The 18,131-nt window shown below is 71.6% G+C and carries 16 protein-coding genes and 2 pseudogenes; 10 read left to right on the top strand and 8 right to left on the bottom strand.

Going from position 1 to position 18,131, the window contains the following annotated elements; all coding sequences use genetic code 11:
- The first annotated feature begins 188 nt into the window (after positions 1-188).
- Positions 189-1,739: a family 43 glycosylhydrolase gene (locus ACFZBP_RS41655; protein WP_391421066.1), complete on the top strand. Its 1,551-nt coding sequence runs from the start codon at positions 189-191 to the stop codon at positions 1,737-1,739.
- Between the two features lie 27 nt (positions 1,740-1,766).
- Here ACFZBP_RS41655 and ACFZBP_RS41650 read toward each other — a convergent pair whose 3' ends face one another.
- Complete coding sequence (locus ACFZBP_RS41650) at positions 1,767-2,783, bottom strand: LacI family DNA-binding transcriptional regulator (protein ID WP_383459427.1); 1,017 nt, start codon at positions 2,781-2,783, stop codon at positions 1,767-1,769.
- A gap of 144 nt (positions 2,784-2,927) precedes the next feature.
- Here ACFZBP_RS41650 and ACFZBP_RS41645 point away from each other — a divergent pair, with 144 nt between their 5' ends.
- Positions 2,928-3,095: a DoxX family protein gene (locus tag ACFZBP_RS41645; protein WP_391421065.1), complete on the top strand. Its 168-nt coding sequence runs from the start codon at positions 2,928-2,930 to the stop codon at positions 3,093-3,095.
- A 393-nt stretch (positions 3,096-3,488) separates the two neighbouring features.
- Entirely contained in the window at positions 3,489-4,469 is a 981-nt protein-coding gene (locus ACFZBP_RS41640; RefSeq protein WP_391421081.1) for an alpha/beta fold hydrolase, read from the top strand.
- Positions 4,470-4,532: 63 nt separating this feature from the next.
- On the opposite strand, the pseudogene ACFZBP_RS41635 reads toward ACFZBP_RS41640, so the two are convergent.
- Positions 4,533-5,978, bottom strand: a pseudogene (locus ACFZBP_RS41635) (M36 family metallopeptidase); the annotation flags it as partial.
- Positions 5,979-6,272: 294 nt separating this feature from the next.
- Here ACFZBP_RS41635 and ACFZBP_RS41630 point away from each other — a divergent pair.
- From ACFZBP_RS41630 to ACFZBP_RS41615, 4 genes and pseudogenes are all read left to right on the top strand, one after another.
- Positions 6,273-6,959 (top strand): annotated as a pseudogene (locus ACFZBP_RS41630) (N-acetylmuramoyl-L-alanine amidase); the annotation flags it as partial.
- 183 nt (positions 6,960-7,142) lie between these two features.
- Positions 7,143-8,135, top strand: a complete 993-nt coding sequence (dhaK, locus tag ACFZBP_RS41625; protein ID WP_383459444.1) for a dihydroxyacetone kinase subunit DhaK — start codon at positions 7,143-7,145, stop codon at positions 8,133-8,135.
- 82 nt (positions 8,136-8,217) lie between these two features.
- Positions 8,218-8,817 carry a dihydroxyacetone kinase subunit DhaL gene (gene dhaL, locus ACFZBP_RS41620; protein ID WP_383459447.1) on the top strand — a complete coding sequence of 200 codons (600 nt, stop codon included), beginning with the start codon at positions 8,218-8,220 and terminating at the stop codon, positions 8,815-8,817.
- Positions 8,810-9,232 (top strand): PTS-dependent dihydroxyacetone kinase phosphotransferase subunit DhaM, encoded by a 423-nt coding sequence (locus tag ACFZBP_RS41615; RefSeq protein WP_391421064.1) that lies wholly within the window; start codon positions 8,810-8,812, stop codon positions 9,230-9,232. Before dhaL ends, ACFZBP_RS41615 begins: the two co-directional genes overlap by 8 nt.
- Positions 9,233-9,341: 109 nt before the next feature.
- Here the strand turns inward: ACFZBP_RS41615 and ACFZBP_RS41610 are convergent, their stop codons facing one another.
- On the bottom strand, positions 9,342-10,016 hold the full coding sequence (locus ACFZBP_RS41610; protein WP_391421063.1) for a TetR family transcriptional regulator: 675 nt from the start codon (positions 10,014-10,016) through the stop codon (positions 9,342-9,344).
- A 152-nt stretch (positions 10,017-10,168) separates the two neighbouring features.
- Here ACFZBP_RS41610 and ACFZBP_RS41605 point away from each other — a divergent pair, with 152 nt between their 5' ends.
- Positions 10,169-10,930, top strand: coding sequence for a glucose 1-dehydrogenase (locus tag ACFZBP_RS41605; protein ID WP_391421062.1), 762 nt, complete (start codon positions 10,169-10,171; stop codon positions 10,928-10,930).
- 16 nt (positions 10,931-10,946) lie between these two features.
- Here the strand turns inward: ACFZBP_RS41605 and ACFZBP_RS41600 are convergent, their stop codons facing one another.
- Entirely contained in the window at positions 10,947-11,717 is a 771-nt protein-coding gene (locus ACFZBP_RS41600; protein WP_383459456.1) for a glycoside hydrolase family 75 protein, read from the bottom strand.
- Positions 11,718-12,123: 406 nt separating this feature from the next.
- On the opposite strand from ACFZBP_RS41600, the gene ACFZBP_RS41595 reads away from it, so the two are divergent.
- Together ACFZBP_RS41595 and ACFZBP_RS41590 are read left to right on the top strand one after the other, a co-directional pair.
- Positions 12,124-13,101 (top strand): fibronectin type III domain-containing protein, encoded by a 978-nt coding sequence (locus ACFZBP_RS41595; RefSeq protein ID WP_383459459.1) that lies wholly within the window; start codon positions 12,124-12,126, stop codon positions 13,099-13,101.
- A gap of 167 nt (positions 13,102-13,268) precedes the next feature.
- A complete protein-coding gene (locus tag ACFZBP_RS41590) occupies positions 13,269-13,805 on the top strand; it encodes a hypothetical protein (RefSeq protein ID WP_391421061.1) in 537 nt (178 codons plus the stop codon).
- Positions 13,806-13,844: 39 nt separating this feature from the next.
- Here the strand turns inward: ACFZBP_RS41590 and ACFZBP_RS41585 are convergent, their stop codons facing one another.
- The 4 genes from ACFZBP_RS41585 to ACFZBP_RS41570 all read right to left on the bottom strand — a co-directional run bounded on the left by ACFZBP_RS41585 (position 13,845) and on the right by ACFZBP_RS41570 (position 18,108).
- Positions 13,845-14,396, bottom strand: a complete 552-nt coding sequence (locus ACFZBP_RS41585) for a helix-turn-helix transcriptional regulator (RefSeq protein WP_391421060.1) — start codon at positions 14,394-14,396, stop codon at positions 13,845-13,847.
- Between the two features lie 31 nt (positions 14,397-14,427).
- Entirely contained in the window at positions 14,428-16,443 is a 2,016-nt protein-coding gene (locus ACFZBP_RS41580; protein ID WP_391421059.1) for an FAD-dependent oxidoreductase, read from the bottom strand.
- A 298-nt stretch (positions 16,444-16,741) separates the two neighbouring features.
- Positions 16,742-17,122, bottom strand: a complete 381-nt coding sequence (locus tag ACFZBP_RS41575; protein WP_383459468.1) for a hypothetical protein — start codon at positions 17,120-17,122, stop codon at positions 16,742-16,744.
- A 113-nt stretch (positions 17,123-17,235) separates the two neighbouring features.
- Positions 17,236-18,108, bottom strand: coding sequence for a hypothetical protein (locus ACFZBP_RS41570; RefSeq protein ID WP_383459474.1), 873 nt, complete (start codon positions 18,106-18,108; stop codon positions 17,236-17,238).
- Between the last annotated feature and the right edge of the window lie 23 nt (positions 18,109-18,131).

The following is an 18,131-nucleotide window of genomic DNA, read 5'->3' as shown; positions in this document are numbered from 1 at the left end:
CTTGCCGGTCATCGGTCCCACCCACCCGGAACCACGGTGATGTTAACGTTAACAACTGTCAAGGTCTCCGCCCCCCTAATCACTTCACCACGGCCCCCTCCTCTCGCCTCTCTCCCCCGTGCCCGTTCCTCCTCCGTCTCCACCCCTTCGACCCCTTCCGCCCCTTCCTCCCCGCTCCGGAGTGCGCCGTGCCGACCTTCGCCAACCCCGTCCTCGCCGGTAGCCATCCGGATCCGTCGATCTGCCGGGCGGGAGAGGACTTCTACCTGGTCACGTCGTCGTTCGCGTACTACCCCGGGCTCCCGGTCTTCCACAGCCGCGACCTGGTGAACTGGCGGCCGTTGGGGCATGTGGTGCACCGGCCGTCGCAGGTGTCGTTGAGCGGGCTGGACGTCTCGGACGGGCTCTGGGCCGCCACCATCCGCCATCACGAGGGCACCTTCTACGTGGTCGTGACCCTCGCGCGCGGCCGCCGGGGCAGCACCACGCTCCTCTTCACGGCCTCCGACCCGGCCGGCCCCTGGTCGGACCCGACCGTCCTGGACGCGGAGGGCATCGACCCGTCGCTGTTCTTCGACGACGACGGCCGCTGCTGGTTCACCGCCTGCCGCGACGCCGCCGAGCCGGAGGTGACGGGCCCCGGGGAGCTGTGGATGCGCGAACTCGACCTCGAGACCCGGGCGTTGACCGGTCCGACCCACGCCCTCTGGTACGGCGCGCTGCGCGGTGCCTGGGTGGAGGCGCCGCACGTGTACAAGCGCGACGGGGTGTACCACCTGATCGCCGCCGAGGGCGGCACCGAGCACCACCACGCCGTCACCGCGGCTCGCGCCGACACCGTGACCGGCCCCTACCTCACGGACCCCAGGAGCCCGCTGCTCACCCACCGCCACCGTGGGGCGGCGGAGCCGATCCACAACGTCGGCCATGTCGACCTGGTCGACACCCCCGCCGGGGAGACCTGGGCCGTGGCGCTGGGCGTGCGGCCGGTCGACGGTACCCACACCCTGGGCCGCGAGGTGTTTCTCGTGCCGGTGGAGTGGACCGCCCGGGGCCCCGTCTTCGCACCGGACACCGGTCGGGTACGGCTGGCGGAGCGACTGCCTGCGGGGACGACGCCGCCGGCCACCGTTCCGCACCCCTCCGGACCGGTGCGGGACGACTTCAGCGGCACCGCGCCGGGCCTGGAGTGGAACAGCCTGCGCGGGCCGGTCGACCACCTCGTCTCACCGCGCCCCGGCGAGGGAGGCCTGGCCATCCGGCTCTCCCCCGAGCCCCTGACCTCGACGGGCACGCCGGCGTTCGTGGGCCGCCGTCAGCAGCATCTCCGTATGCGCGCACGCACCCGCATCCGCTTCACCGCCGCCACACCCACGCACGAAGCGGGGCTGGCCGTGGTCCAGGACCACCACCACGCCACCCTCGCCCTGACCACCGACGCCTCCGGCACCCCGCACGTCGTCCTCACGGCCCGCCAGAGAGGCTCCGAGACCCGCCTCGCGGCGGTGCCCGTGTCGAGCGACGACCTCGTCCTCTCGGCCGACAGCGACGAGTCCGGCTACACCTTCCACGTCGAGGACGGCACCGGCACGACGACCCTCGGCAGCATCGACCGCCCCTTCTTCAGCACGGAACAGGCAGGCGGGTTCGTCGGTGTCTACGTCGGCCTGTACGGCATCGGCGACCCCGGAGCGGGCGAGGCACACGTGCACTGGTTCGAGTACGGCCCCACCTGCTGACCTCTGCTTTCGACCCGGCGCCGCCCCTCAGGAATCGAGGCGCGGCGCGGCGGTACTGCGTCGTACGACCAGCTCCGGTGTGATCTTCTGGCGTTCAGCGGGGTCCCCGCCCAGCATCCGCACCAGCAGCTCGATGGCGCTGCCGCCCAGGTGGGCGAAGTCCTGGCGGACGGTGGTCAGGGCGGGCACGAGGTAGGCCGAGCCCTTCATGTCGTCGAACCCGACTAGGGACACGTCCTGCGGCACCTTCACGCCTCGCTCGGCGAAGGCCGCCAGTACGCCCATCGCCATCTGGTCGTTGCCGGCGAAGACGGCGGTGGGCAGTCCGGTGTCGGCGTCGCAGAGCTCGTGGGCCAGGCGGAACCCGCTCTCCGCGCTGAAGTCACCTTCCAGCAGGGCCCCTTCGGCTCCCGCTGCGGCGAGTTCGGCCTGCCAGCCGTCGACGCGGGCGCGGGCGTCGAAGGTGCGCAGGGCGCCGGTCAGATGGGCGATGTGCCGGTGCCCGAGGTCGAGGAGGTGGCGGACCGCGAGCCGGGCGCCGAGTTCCTGGTCGACCTCGACGAAGCCGAGAGCGGGGTTGGGCACGCTACCGGACATCACCACGGCCACCGGCACTTCGAGGACCAGGCCGGACAGCGCCTCGACGGCGAGGGGGTGGTCGGCGACGACAGCGATTGCCTCGACCGACTGATCGGTGAGCCGCCGCAGTGTCTCCACGAGGTCACCGGTGGTGCTCTCGCCCTGCCGGCTCGCCAGACTCACCCAGTAGCCGGCCCTTTTGGCGGCCGTCTCCACGCCCAGGAGGATGCGGGGCAGCTCGAAGAGCTCCGAACCGACGATCACCACGCCGATCGTCGAGGAGTGTCGGCTCTTGAGGGCCCTCGCCACGCTGTTGCGGCGGTAGCCGAGCTTCTGGATGGCGGCCTCGACCCGGGCCCGGGTCTCCGGCCTGACCGACGGGTGGCCGTTGACGACCCTGGAGACGGTGATGTGCGAGACGCCGGCCTCCCGCGCCACGTCCATCATTCCTGGTGGCCGGTTCATCCCACTCGTCCTCTGCCCTCGACCCCAGCACGGCCCTGCGTCCAACGCCGATACTGTCACAGGCCTCGCAGCCGCACCGGCATCCTTCGGTTGACGCGTCATCCACCCGCTGGCCAATTTTGATGACGCATCAAGCATCTCGGCGTGCCCGCCCGTCCCGGGCCCGCCGCGTCCGGTCTGGCGCTGACCATGTTCGGCGCGGCGATCACCCACGGCCGACGCGGCGAGACCCAATCCGTCGTGGCGAACGTGGTCCTGCTCGCCCTGACCGTCTGCGTGGCCTGGGGCCGCTTCGGCCCGCACGCCTTCTGAACGCCGCTGTCGCGGTGGACGACGCCCGCAAGGTGCGTCCGTCGTCGACGGGCGTGGCGGACGGAGCGTCGGCGGACGTCGGTCACAGCGGGGAGCGCAGCGACGGATGCCGGGGCGTGATCCCCGGGGCTGGAGCAGGGGCGGGGGCTCGGGGCCGGGGTCCTTCGGCCAGACGCAGGTCGGCACGGTGGAAGACGGCGCCGCCCGCGTCCTCCTTGCGCAGGTTCGCCTCGCACAGGTCGGCCTCGGTGGGTCCGCCCAGAGACGCTTTGCTGAAACGGCAACGAGGCTCGGCCCTCGGACGCCGCACGCAGCAGGATCGGCAGCGAGCCGCGGGCACGGCGGACCGTCGGCGGTCGTGGCTCACCCAGACCGACCGGATTCGGAGGACTCATGCCACCGCACACCACGGACGTCACGCACCGCCTGGTCTCCACCTCGACGGGCCGGATCCACCTCGTGGAACAGGGAACCGGGCCGCTGGTGCTGCTCGTGCACGGTTTCCCCGAGTCCTGGTACTCGTGGCGTCACCAACTGCCGGCCCTGGCCGCGGCCGGCCATCGCGCCGTCGCCGTCGACGTCCGCGGCTACGGCCGCTCCTCCCGGCCCGCCGACCCGGCCGCGTACCGGATGACCGAGCTGGTGGCGGACAACGCCGAGGTGGTGCGTGCCCTTGGCGAGAAGTCGGCGGTGATCGTCGGCCACGACTGGGGCGCGACGATCGCCGCCAACTCGGCGCTGCTCCGGCCGGAGGTCTTCCACGCGGTGGGGCTGCTCAGCGTCCCGTACACCCCACGCGGCGGGCCCCGGCCCAGCGAGGTCTTCGCGCGGATGGGCGGGGACGAGGAGTTCTACGTCTCCTACTTCCAGCAGCCGGGCCGCGCCGAGGCCGAGATCGAGCCCGATGTGCGCGGCTGGCTCGCGGGCTTCTACGCGGCCTTGTCCGGGGACACCATGCCCGGGCCAAAGGCCCCGGACCCGCACTTCGTCAGCAGGGGGCAGACGATGCGGGACCGGTTCTCCGAAGGCCGACTGCCCGCCTGGCTGGGCGAGCACGACCTGGACGTGTACGCCGGGGAGTTCGAACGCACAGGTCTGACCGGGGCGCTGAACCGGTACCGGAACATGGACCGTGACTGGGAGGACCTGGCCGCCCTCGACGGTGTCCCCGTCACTCAACCGTCGCTGTTCATCGGGGGCCGCCTGGACGCCTCCACCACATGGCTCGCCGACGCGATCGACGCCTACCCCGTCACGCTGCCCGGGCTGGTCTCCTCCCACCTCCTCGATGACTGCGGCCACTGGATCCAGCAGGAACGCCCGGCCGAGGTCAACCGGATCCTCACCGCTTGGCTGGCGGCCCTGCCCAGTTGAAGCAAGCGATCGCTGGGCCGGACCACGCTGTCCGGGCAGGGCGGGTGAGGTGGCGCTCGCGCCCATGCCCCGTCCGGCGAACACTCCCCACAGCAGGCACTGGTCGGCGCCACCGTTGTCGGCCCGGTCGGCGGCGAGGATGCCGTCCCGGGCGTCCAGGAAGTCGGGCGAGGACGGCGTCAGTTTCATGCCGTCGACCATCAGCTGCTCGTGCCGCTGCTTTCCGGTGGCGTAGCCGTACGCGGCGACGAGCGCGGTGCGCATGTCCCACATGGCCGTCGCCCAGATCTCGCCGTCGGAGTGCACCTGGCAGCCGCCGGAGCACAGGTCGGCGTAGGTGAGGTCGCTGTCGTCGTACGCGACGCTGCGGACGCCGGTGGCCGAGCCGTTGTTGTACTCGCCGTACACCGGGTCTTTCCACATCGAGGTGGCCACCGCGTCGCTCCAGCCCTCGCCGAGCGCGCCGGTCTGCTGGCCACCGCCCATGTCGCCGCCGCCGACGAGGCGGCTGGACAGGCCGTGGCTGTACTCGTGGGCGATGGTGTCGCCGTTCATGGCCCGGTGCATGTTGTGGTCGCCGCAGGAGGCGCGGCCGACGAAGAGCCGCATGGTCCCGTTCCGGCCGTCGTCGGGAGTGCTGAAGTTGGCGTTGCAGGCGGAGTCACCGTTGGCGTCGAAGTCGACGTACACGTCGACCCGGTCGCCTCCGGCACCTCCGTTGCCCAGGTTGTCCTCCTGGAAGTTGCCCGCCGCCTCGTCGAAGCCGAGCCCGTAGAGGTGGTCGTGCATCCGGTTGGTGTAGTAGAAGGCCTGGGTGACGACGGCGTCCCGGTCGGTGGTGGGATCGGTGCCGCCGCTCGTGCGGAAGGCGTCCGTGAAGGTGTGGTCGAAGTGCTGGTACGCCGGGTCGCCGGCGGCCGGGGTCTGCGGCTGGTACCCGAGGGACTCGTTGCCGTCGGGGTCCTGGGAGACCTCGGCGTTGTTGCCGGTGGTGACCCGCCCGCCGACCCAGGAACGGTCGAGGCCGCTGAAGGGCACGGTAGTCGCGCTGCCGAGGGTGGGGTTCTGGACGGTGAAGACCCGGCCCTCGGGGCCCTCGTTGCTGGTGCGGTCGGTACGCAGCAGGATCGTGCCGTCCCCAGCGTCGACGACGGTGTCGTACAGGTGGTGGTTGGCGGCGGTGAGCGTGGTCCGCCAGGCCGGGCGGGCGGTGCCGTCGGCGAGCGGGAAGGTGACCCGGGTGGCGGTGGCGCCGGTGGGCGGGGCGTCGGTGCCGACGGAGGCCGCGGCCCGGTCCAGCGCTTCGCCCTTGTCGAGGGTGACCGTACCGGTGGAGCGGGCGTCCGGGACGAGGCTGCCGGTGACGGTGAGGATACGGCCGGCCTCGTCGACGGCGACCGAGAGGCGGGCGTCGTGGACGGGCACGCCCCGGTCGGTCTGTCCGATGAAGACATGCCGTACGCCGTTGTGTTCGGTGCGGTACGACTTGAGGACGGTGAGCGCGTCCAACTCGGAGGCGGCGAGGCCGTAGAGGGTCGCGTGGTCGCGTACGTGGTCCAGCGCGACGGTTCGCGGGTCGTCGGTGTCGGCGCCGGTGAGGGCGTTGCGGCCCTGCGGGGTGAGCCGCTTCGGCGTACCGAACCGGCTCCAGCGGACCGCCGTGCCGTCGAGTTCGCGCGCGGCGCCAACTGCCCGGCCGTGGGCACGACGCGCTGGTCACCTCGGACGTCGACGTTCGGATAGGGCAGCTCGGACCGCTCCTGGGCCGGTCCCTGCTGTGCCCCGGCGCGCCCGCCGATGCCGGCGGCCCACCAGTCCGGCAGGACCACGACCACCGCAGCGCTGAACGTCGTCGCGGAGACCACGGCACCGACGTTCACCACCGCCCCGAAGCTCTCCCTGCGCACCGGCACCGTCAACACCACCGCCGTGCCGGTCACGCTCGGCTGGAAGGCCACCGACAACGCGGCCCTGAGTTCCGTGAAGCTGCTGTCGCCGACCGCGGCCACGTTCGGTCCGACGACCACCAGCTCCAGCCGCACCGCCAAGTCCGGCACCGCCACCACCTGGTCGATGCGGGCCTACGACCTGGCCGGCAACTACCGCACCTCCTCGCCCTCCTACACACCGGTGATCCTGCAGGAGACCTCCGCCGTCAAGTCCGGAAGCTGGACCTCCCGTTCCTCCACCAGCTACCTCGGCGGCAAGTCCTACTCCAGCGGTTCCAAGGGCGCCGCACTCTCGTGGACGTTCACCGGCCGCTCGGCCTCCTGGGTGGTCTCCCGTGCCTCCGGATCCGGACAGGCGTACGTGTACGTCGACGGCGTCAAGGTCTCGACCGTCGACCTGAAGTCGGCCACGACCAGCTACCGGCAGGCCATCTGGACCAAGACCTGGTCCAGCAGTGCCAAGCACACCGTCAAGATCGTCGTGGTGGGCACCAGCGGCCGCCCCACCATCACCACCGACGGCCTCGTCTACATCAAGTAACCCCGTCCTCGGACCGCAGGAGTACCGCGCCCGGGTCACGCCCACACGAGGCGTGAGCGTGACCTTCGCATCGGCAAGGCCGATACTGCCAACAGGGACCTTCTGACCGACCCACCCCAGGGGTACCCCACCAGCAGGGACACAGGCCGTCGCACCATCTACTACCCTCAGTAGGAGGTAGACATGAAGATGCTGATCAATGTCGCGGAAACCGTGGTCGCGGACGCGCTGCGCGGGATGGCGGCCGCCCATCCCGAGCTGGTCGTCGACGTGGACAACCGGGTGATCGTACGGCGGGACGCCCCCGTGGCCGGGAAGGTCGGACTGATCTCCGGTGGTGGATCGGGGCACGAGCCGCTGCACGGTGGATTCGTGGGTCCGGGGATGTTGTCGGCGGCCTGTCCGGGCGAGGTGTTCACGTCGCCGGTCCCCGACCAGATGGTGCGGGCCGCGGCGGCCGTGGACAGCGGGGCGGGTGTGCTGTTCATCGTGAAGAACTACACAGGTGACGTCCTCAACTTCGACATGGCCGCCGAACTCGCCGAGGACGAGGGCATCCAGGTCGCGAAGGTCCTGGTCAACGATGACGTGGCGGTCACCGACAGCCTCTACACGGCCGGGCGGCGCGGCACGGGCGCCACGTTGTTCGTGGAGAAGATCGCCGGGGCGGCGGCGGACGAGGGGCAGCCGCTGGAGCGCGTGGAGGCCATCGGACGGCAGGTCAACGAGAACTCCCGCAGCTTCGGCATCGCCCTCAGCGCCTGCACCACCCCGGCCAAGGGCAGCCCCACCTTCGATCTGCCGTCCGGCGAGCTGGAGTTGGGCATCGGCATCCACGGCGAGCCTGGCCGGGAGCGGCGCGCGATGATGACGTCGGGCGAGATCGCCGACTTCGCCGTGGGCGCCATCCTGGAGGACATGACCCCGCGCAACCCCGTGCTGGTCCTGGTCAACGGCATGGGCGGCACACCGCTGTTGGAGCTGTACGGCTTCAACGCCGAGGTCCAGCGGGTGCTCGCCGAGCACGGTGTGACCGTCGCCCACACCCTCGTCGGCAACTACGTCACCTCCCTCGACATGGCCGGCGCCTCCGTCACCCTGTGCCAGGTCGACGAGGAGCTGCTGCGGCTGTGGAACGCGCCGGTGAAGACGCCGGGGTTGCGGTGGGGTATGTGATCCAGGGTCTGTGATCAAGGGTCTGTGATCAGGGCACCCGGAACCGGACGCCCGCAACGCACCTGCCACGCAAGGAGATCCAGTGCTCGACGCCGATTTCTTCCGCCGTTGGATGACGGCGACCGCCTCCTCCGTCGACCGTGAGGCGGAACGGCTCACCGCTCTCGACTCACCCATCGGGGACGCCGACCACGGCAGCAACCTCCAGCGCGGCTTCCGCGCCGTGACCGCGGCGCTGGAGAAGGAGGACCCGCGGACACCCGGCGCGGTCCTGACGCTCGCCGGGCGGCAGCTCATCTCCACGGTCGGTGGAGCGTCGGGCCCGCTGTACGGGACGCTGCTGCGCCGGACCGGCAAGGCCCTCGGAGAAGCGGGCGAGGTGAGCGAGGACCAGTTCGCCCAGGCGCTGCGCGCGGGGGTGGACGCCGTCATGACGCTCGGGGGTGCGGCACCGGGCGACAAGACCATGATCGACGCGCTGGTGCCGGCCGTGGACGCGCTCGGGGACGGTTTCACCGCGGCCCGCTCCGCCGCGGAGGAGGGTGCCCTGGCGACGACTCCGTTGCAGGCCCGCAAGGGGCGGGCGAGCTATCTCGGGGAGCGCAGCATCGGGCACCAGGACCCCGGTGCCACATCCTCGGCACTGCTGATCGCGGGGCTGGAGGAGGCGCACGGTGAGTGACGGGCAGGAGCGTGGGCGTGTCGTCGGAATCGTGCTCGTCTCGCACAGCGCGCAGGTCGCCGCTTCGGTGGCCGAGCTGGCGCAAGGGCTCGCGGGCGACGGGACGGCGGTGCCGGTGGCTCCGGCGGGCGGCACCGCGGGCGGTGAGCTCGGCACCAGCGCCGAACTGATCGCCGCCGCGGCGGCCTCCGTGGACCGCGGCGCCGGGGTCGCGGTCCTCACCGACCTGGGCAGCGCGGTCCTCACCGTCAAGGCCCTGATCGCCGAGGGCGACGAACTCCCGGACAACACACGCCTGGTGGACGCCCCGTTCGTCGAGGGAGCGGTCGCCGCGGTCGTCACGGCGGCAACTGGCGCCGACGTGGCGGCCGTTGAGGCCGCGGCAACGGAGGCGTACGCGTACCGGAAGGTGTGAGCCGGCGGCGGCTGCCGACAGCCGACCGGCGGCCAACGCCCATCGGCCAACGCCCATCGGCCAACGCCCATCGGCCATCGGCAGCCGCCGTACGCAGGGGGCCTGTCCCCTACCCCACCCCCTCCGCCGCGACCCCCAGCGCCACCCGCAACGTCTCTGTCAGCTCCGTCCGCGCGGCCGTGCGGTCCGCGTGGGGGTCGGCGGTGTGCCAGGCATAGTGCTCGACCGCCGCGCGCAAGGCCGCGTTGAACATGGCCGCCTGGATCGTGGGACGCAGGTCGTCGGCGGGGAGACCGGCCCGGTCGGCGAGGGCGCGGGCGAACGCCGGTTCTGCCTCGTCGTACGTCTGGAGCCAGATCGCGCGCAGGCCGGGTTCGGTGCGGGTCAGGCGTACCAGCGCGCCGACGGTCGCGCGGTCGGGTCCGGCGAGCAAGGGGCCCTCGTCGGCGAGTTCCGTGTCGAGGATCTCGTCGAGGGGCTGCCCGGGACCCCAGCGCCGCAGTGAGTCGGCGATCAGGTCGATGCCCGCCGAGAACAGCGGCCGTACGCAGCTCTCCTTGCTCGGGAAGTAGCGCCACACGGTCCGCGACGAGACCCCTACGGCCGCCCCGATCTGCTCGCCCGTGGTGGCCGCCACCCCCTGGGTGACGAACAGCTCCACTGCGGCACGCGCGATCTCCAGGCGGATCTCGGCCTTGCGCTCCTCGGTCAGGGGCGGGCGTCCCGTGGGCCGGTTCGCGGCCCGGCTGGCAGGTCGGCTCGTACGTCCACGGGCTGCGGTCATGTTCTCCTCCGGCCGGCGCTGATCGCTCTCCGGGAATTCTCCCCGACATCACCCTCGCTACTTTATGTCACTCAGAGACATTAAGCCGTAGGGTGAGGCCCCCGGGGCGCGTTCGCCACGCCGCCCCTCGCACCCACGGATCGGAGCACTTCATGAGCGGCGGACTGGACGGACGCGGCGTCATCGTCACCGGAGCGGGCTCGGGCATCGGGCGCGCGGCAGCCCTGGCCTTCGCCGAGGCGGGCGCCCGGGTGGTGGCGGCGGACCTGAACGCGGAGGGTGCGCAGGCGGTCGTCAAGGAGATCGGGCAGAGCGGCGGCGACGTGGTGGCCGTCGTCGGCGACCTGAGCGAACAGGGCGTCGTGGACCAGGTGGTCGGGACCGCCGTCGAGCGGTTCGGCGGCGTGGACGTGCTGGTCAACAATGCCGGGATCATGGACCGCATGTCAGCGCTCGCGGACGTCACCGACGCCGAGTGGGAGCGGGTCATACGGGTCAACCTGACGGCCCCGTTCCTGCTCACCCGGGCAGTGCTGCCGCACATGCTCCAGGCGGGCCGGGGTGCCATCGTGAACACGGCGTCCGAGGCCGGACTGCGCGGCAGCGCGGCGGGCGCCGCGTACACGGCGTCCAAGCACGGCGTGGTGGGGCTGACCAAGTCCCTGGCGGTGATGTACCGCAAGCGGGGCATCCGCGCGAACGCCATTGCCCCGGGCGGCACTCAGACCGGCATCGTCGTGGACACCGCGCCGGACGCGCACGGACCGGCCGCTCTCGGCCCGCACTTCGTCAACCTCGGCAGGGTGGCCCGGCCGGAGGAGCAGGCGGCCGCCATCGTGTTCCTCGCCTCGGACGCGGCGAGCAACATCAACGGCGTGATCCTGCCGGTGGACGACGGGTGGTCGGCGATCTGACGCCCCCTACCGGCCTCTACCGGCCGTACGACTGGTCGTGCCGCTTGCCGTACTGCTTTTCATATGACTTGTCGTACGACTCCCCGTCCACGAACTCCCTGGCCAGTCGCTCCCCCACCCTCGTGGCGGCCGCCGCGTCCTCGATGGGCGTCACTCGCGAGTCCCTGAAGACGATGTAGGTGACGCCTGAGGCCGTGCCGCCGTTGCGTGGATCGGGTGGAATGCCAAGGGCTTTGGCGGTGGCGTACGACGCCTCGCCGATGATGTCGCGCGGGCCGACGTCGCCGACGACCGCGTACCGCACCCGGCCCCGGTGGACGACGGCCGCGACCGCGCCGCCGTGCACGCCATCGGCGTCGTGGTCCCAGATGCCGCTCGGAGTGGGGACGACGATGTACGGAAGGCGCTCTGCGTTCAAGTGACGGCCGTCGGACTGCTGATAGGCCGTCACGGGGGAGAAGTAGGGATCCGTACGGTCGTTGCAGTGCTCGGAGCGCCGCCCGTCGCAGTCGATGTCCATGTCCGCCTTCCAGAACACCGCTTCCCGCGTCCCGCAGATCGGGATCTTCGCGGGTGCTCGGCCGTCGCTGCGGAAGCGCCCCCGGGAAACCGGGGTGCAGTTGCGCACCTTTGACAGCAGGTCGGCGGCGCTGACGTGACTTTCGGCCGCGCGCCGCACCTCGGATCCCTCGTCCGCTGCGGGTGGTGTGGGGGGTGGTGCGGTGGGCGTCGTCGGGGCGAGCAGAGCGGCGCCCGCCGCGACCAACGTCAGCGACTGGAAACGCACGACAAGGAACCCTCTCGGCGGGGACACTGACGGACACCGATCGGAACGCTGTCGAAAATCAGCCCAAACTGGTGTCATTCCGATCATGTTGCCATCAGTGGGCCGCTACGGTGTGCACCCGGGCGACACGCGAGGTCCCGAACTTCCGCCAGGGGCCGGGGGGTCTGGGTCCGTACCGGTCCCGACTCCCCCGGCCACCCGCGTCCGGCGCGGGTTCAGCGACGACAGCGGGCCCGCGCACGTGGCATGAACCCCCCGGAAATCGTGGCGAGTTCAGCCGTGAGGAGCTTCAGCATACGTAACACTCCGGACGGCTCACCAACGACCGCCCTCTTGATGTGATCGCGCCAGCCACGCCATATTGGTCCGGACCATTGCCGCGAGGCCGCCCCCGGGAGGCAGAGTCGTGCGACGCGTTCTCGTACTCGTTTCCGCCCTCTGCACAGCGCTCGCCCTGCTGTCGTCCTGCACATGGGACGCCCCGGACGGGGACGGCGGCCGACCGCCCGGGGCGCCCACGGGTGTCACGGCCGAGGCGGGCAGTGCGACCAGCGTGCACGTCATGTGGAACGCGGTCGCCACGGACCGAGGCGTCCATGGCTACGAGGTGTATCGGGGCCCCACAAAGGTCAAGGAAGTCCCGGCTGCCGCACACATGGTGGATGTCACCATGCTGAAGCCCTCCACCGCCTATGTGTTCACCGTGCGGGCCCGTGACAAGGACGGGCGTCTCGGGCCGCCGAGCCGGCAGGTCCGCGCCACGACCCCGGCGGCGGTGGCCGCCGACCGCTCGGCCCCGACGCGCCCGGGGGAGGCCACCGGCCGCGCGGTGGGCAGCCGGGCCGTGCAGTTGTCGTGGTCGAAGGCCACGGACGACCGGGACGTGGTGTCGTACGACATCCATCAGGGCGACACGAAGATCCACAGTGTGGGCGGCAACCAGACGGCGACCGTGGTCACCGGACTCCGTCCGGGCACGCGCTACTCGTTCACCGTCCGGGCCCGGGACGCGGCCGACAACGTCTCCCCCGCCACGACGGCCGTCCGCATCACCACGCCCGGCACCGACGACGGCCGTGGCACCGCGCCGACCGACTTCCGGGCGACGACCCGCAGGGCGGACGGGGCCTATTACCTCGACCTGAGCTGGGTGCCGCCGCGCACGGACGGCGTCGTCACGGAGTACGAGGTCCGCCTGGACGGCCGTACGGCGACCTCGCTGGTGTACGGCGGAACCGCACCGCGCGGGCGGGCCACGTACAGCTTCTACCTGGGCCCGGACTCCGGGGTCGGCCACCGGGTCCGGATCCGGGGCAGGCTGGCGGACGGCACCTGGGGCGGCTTCTCGGCGGAGCGGACGGTGACGACCGGAGGGCGGGGCTGACGAGCGGTCCGGTGTCCCCCGGATGCAGCAACGTGTCACCTGACCGGGTCCGGCCCGCATGCGGGTCGGACCCCGGGCGCGTTGGCTGCCCCTGAGGCAGCACGGGCGTTCCCGACCCTCGGCGGCGCAACGGACGTACCGCCAACCGTGCCGCCGGAGGGCATTCCATGCGCAATTCATCGCTCTTCCTCCGCTCGGGCCTGACCGTGGCAGCCGCCTCCCTTCCCTTCGTCGTAGCCGCGGGTTCGGCCGCCGCGGTCTCGGGGATCTCCGTGAGCACCACCGGCTCCACGGTCTCCGTGACGACCAGCGCGTGCAGCAACGTCAACGGCAGTTGGGGCACCGCTTCCCTGCTCAACAGCCGCCAGTCGAACTTCTCGCAGGGCCGCCAGGTCTCCCTGTCGGGGACGGACGCCCTTCAGTCGGCGGCCTGGTCCGGCGTGAGCGCGGCCACGTACACCGTCATCGTCCAGTGCTCCGACGGCAAGACGGCCGGAACTCAGTCGGTCATCGTCTCCGGCCCCTCCCCCACCCGCACGATCTCCACCACGGCCTCGCCGTCGCGCGGTGTCATGGGCGGCATGGGTGGAGGCACGAAGGACTACGGCACGCTCACGCTGGTGGGCGGCGGTGTCCTGGTGGGCGCGGGCGTCGCGGCCACGGCCTGGTTCCTGCGCCGCAAGTCGAAGCCGTACCGGCTCTGAGGGCCCTGCGGAGTCGTATCGCCCCGCAGGCCCCTCGGCTCACGCCGTCTCGTGTCCCAGCAGTTCGGCGAACTCCTCCAGGGCGCGCGTGAGCCACTGCGTCCAGAAGGTCTCCAGATCGATGCCGGCGCGCAGCACCAGGTGCCGCAGACGGTCCTGGGAGCTGTCCTTGCCGGGCGGGAAGTCGCGCTTCTCGATCTCCTCGTACTCGGCCAACTGCCGCCGGTGGAGGTCGAGATGGCGGCGGAGGTCGGCCTCGATGCCCTCGGTCCCCACCACGGCCGCGGCACGCATCCGCAGCAGCAGGGTGTCGCGGTGGGGCTTGGGGTCCTGGGACGCGGCGGTCCAGCGGGCCAGTTCGGCACGGCCCGTGGGCAGGACCTCGTAGCTCTTCTTCTGCCCACGGGCCGGCTGTTCGCTCGGCAGGGTGCGGATGAAGCCCTCGGCCTCCAGTTTTCCCAGCTCGCGATAGATCTGCTGGTGCGTCGCCGACCAGAAGTACCCGATCGACCGGTCGAAGCGGCGGGTCAGCTCCAACCCCGAGGACGGCTTTTCGACCAGGGCGGTGAGGATCGCGTGCGGGAGTGACATGGGCTCATCCTAGGGACGCGTCCGGGCGCCCCTACAGGCTCGCCGCCACCTCCGTGCCCTGCTTGATGGCCCGCTTGGCGTCCAGTTCGGCGGCCACGTCCGCGCCGCCGATGAGATGCGCGCCGCGGCCCGCGGCCAGCAGTGCCTCGTACAGGTCGCGGCGCGGTTCCTGCCCGGTGCACAGCACGATGGTGTCGACGGGCAGGACGGTGCTCTCCTCGCCGACGGTGACGTGCAGTCCGGCGTCGTCGATCCGGTCGTAGCGCACGCCCGGGACCATGGTGACGCCCCGGTGCTTCAGCTCGGTGCGGTGGATCCAGCCGGTGGTCTTGCCGAGACCGGCGCCGACCTTGGTGGTCTTGCGCTGGAGCAGGTGGACGGTGCGCGGCGGGGCGGGGCGCTCGGGGGCGGCCAGGCCGCCGGGGCCGGTGTAGTCCATGTCGACGCCCCACTGGCGGAAGTACGTCGCCGGGTCCTCGCTCGCCTTGTCGCCGCCGTCGGTGAGGAACTCGGCGACGTCGAAGCCGATGCCGCCGGCGCCGAGGACGGCGACGCGGTCGCCGACGGGGGCACCGTCGCGCAGGACGTCGAGGTAGCCGACGACGCTCGGGTGGTCGATGCCGGGGATGTCGGGGGTGCGCGGGGTGACGCCGGTGGCGACGACGACCTCGTCGTAGGCGGCGAGGTCCTCGGCCGACACCCAGGTGTTCAGGCGTACGTCCACGCCCTGCCAGTCGAGCTGGTGGCGGAAGTAGCGCAGGGTCTCGTCGAACTCCTGCTTGCCGGGGACCTTGCGGGCGACGTTCAGCTGGCCGCCGATCTCGTCGGCGGCGTCGAACAGTGTGACGTCGTGGCCACGTTCGGCGGCGCTGACGGCACAGGCCAGGCCCGCGGGTCCGGCGCCCACGACGGCGACGCGCTTGCGCCGCCGGGTCGGGGAGAGCGTCAGCTCGGTCTCGTGGCAGGCGCGCGGGTTGACCAGGCAGGACGTGATCTTGCCGCTGAAGGTGTGGTCGAGGCAGGCCTGGTTGCAGCCGATGCAGGTGTTGATGGCCTCCGGTTTCCCGGCCGCCGCCTTGGCGACGAAGTCGGGGTCGGCGAGCATCGGGCGGGCCATCGACACCATGTCCGCGCAGCCGCCCGCCAGCAACTCCTCGGCCAGCTCGGGGGTGTTGATGCGGTTGGTGGTGACGAGCGGGACCGACACCTCGCCCATCAGCCGCTTGGTGACCCAGGTGTAGGCGCCGCGCGGCACCGAGGTGGCGATGGTCGGGATGCGGGCCTCGTGCCAGCCGATGCCGGTGTTGATGATCGTCGCCCCGGCCTCCTCGACGGCCTTCGCGAGCGTGATCACCTCGTCGAGCGTGGAGCCGCCCGGGACGAGGTCCAGCATGGACAGGCGGTAGACGATGATGAAGTCCTCGCCGACGGCCTCGCGGACCCGGCGCACGATCTCGACCGGGAAGCGCATGCGGTTCTCGTACGAGCCGCCCCAGCGGTCGGTGCGATGGTTGGTCTGCTGGGCGATGAACTCGTTGATGAGGTAGCCCTCGGAGCCCATGATCTCCACGCCGTCGTAGCCGGCCTGCCGGGCGAGGCGGGCGGCGCGCGCGTAGTCGTCGATGGTCCGCTCGACGTCGGCGTCGGTGAGCTCGCGGGGCGGAAAGGGGCTGATCGGCGCCTGGAGCGGGCTCGGGGCGACGAGGTCCTGGTGGTAGGCGTACCGGCCGAAGTGCAGGATCTGCATCGCGATCCTGCCGCCCTCGCGGTGCACGGCGTCGGTGATGACCCGGTGCTGCTCGGCCTCCGCCTCCGTGGTGAGCTTGGCACCGCCCTCGTAGGGCCGCCCCTCGTCGTTGGGCGCGATTCCGCCGGTGACGATGAGCCCCACTCCGCCTCGGGCCCGCTCCGCGTAGAAGGCGGCCATGCGCTCGAAGCCGCGCTCGGCCTCCTCCAGGCCCACGTGCATGGAGCCCATCAGGACGCGGTTGGGCAGCGTGGTGAAGCCCAGGTCGAGCGGGCTCAGCAGGTGCGGGTAACGGCTCATCGGGGCCCTCCGTGCGCGGTGTCGTGCCTGACGTAGTTGTAGAGGACCGAAGAGCCTTTATGCAACTAGTTGCACAACTGAGGGAGGGTGACACGAGCCACTGACGCCTCGGCCGAGCGGGCGGCCGCGGGTCGGGGGTGGTTGCTCGCGCAGTTCCCCGCGCCCCTGAGGAACGTCACCCGCACGCCCTTCAGGGGCGCGGGGCTGTGTGGATTTGCGGCTCCGCCGCGTGGGCACGACCAGCCCCCACGCACCCGCGGCCGCCATGCATCCGCGCCCCACCCCCACCTACGGCGCGTCACGCCGGGCCGGGGCGACTCTCCAGCACCACGTGCAGCTCGCGCTCCTGGTCACCCGAGGCGGAGGCCAGGTCGTGCACCGTGAACAGGGAGTCCAGCGTCGTACGGAGCCGTTCGATGGCCCAGTAGCCGCCCTGCGCGTCGGCCTCGACGGAGGACGACAGCCGGGCGGGCGGCGGGCACTCCTGTGCGTCGGTGACCTCGAACGTGCCGAGCCACACCATCGGGCGCGTCTCGTGGAGCTGCTGCGGCACGTCCTCGGGGCTCCGGTCGGACTCGAAGCACGCGCACAGCGCGTCGAACACGATCCGGGCGTCTTCCTTGTTGCATCCGCTGATCTCGACGGAGACGGGTTCCTCGTGCAGTCGTTCACGGTCCATCGTGATCGCTCCTCTCGTGGCCGCACCGCGGTACCACGGGTAGCCCGCGGAACCGGACCCCAACCCAAGAAAAGCACCACCCGCCGCCGAGCACTACCGGCGGCGCCGAGTCGTCAGCCGCGCGTGAACCGGTACGTCTTGCTGTCCGTCAGCACGCAGAAGCCCGGCGAGACGACGATCACGCGCAGCGTGCCGGTACGGCGGTCGTAGTCGATGCCCTCCGTCTCGAACTCACCCGAGCAGGAGCTGCGCAGCGGCAGCTGACGCAGGGCGGTGACATGGCCGGTGACGTCGGAGGTGCCGGGCTCGGCGGACAGGTCGATCCGGAGCAGCGGCTTCGTCATGCCGAAGAGGGTTCCCGCGGGGTCGTCGGAGGAGCAGAGCAGCGTCCTCGCGTCGAGGAAGTCGCAGCCCTGGACGTCGCGTACGGCGTGGTCCAGCCGGATGCTGGAGGTCCAGGGGAGGTTCGCCGAGGGTGACGTGGTGGGGTTGACACCCGGCGTCGGGTGGACCAGCAGGCGCGTCATGGTGCCCCACTCGCCCGACACCATCCATTGGCCGCCGGGCGTGACGGCGGCGAAGGAGTTGTTCAGGGCCTCCCCGGAGCCCAGCGTGTGGACGTACTCCGACCAGGTCCCGTCCGGCGCCTGTACCCGGAACATCTTCGCGGTACCCGAGTCCGCCTGGTACGGCTCGATGTAGTAGCCGTCGTAGGAGGCGTCCGGGTCACCCACGTGGTTCCAGCCGCGGCTGCTGACCGAGACGGGGATGGTGCCGATGCCCGTGTACCGGTTGGGGCTGTTCGCCGGGACCTCGACCGAGGCCAGGCCCTGGCTCTCGGTCAGCGGGTCGGCGCGGTCAGAACCCACCTCCGTCCAGGTGTCGGCGGCCTGCGCGGGCGTCGCGGTGGACAGCACGGCGGCGGAGGCGAGGGCGACGAGGCCGGTGAGAGCGGCGTGACAACGTTGCCGGGCGCGCAGGGCCATGGAAGGGCTCCTTGGGGGGGTGG

It is taken from the genome of Streptomyces sp. NPDC008086, assembly GCF_042957325.1.
Classification (GTDB): Bacteria; Actinomycetota; Actinomycetes; order Streptomycetales; family Streptomycetaceae; genus Streptomyces.
This window is presented reverse-complemented; position numbering and strand designations above follow the sequence as displayed.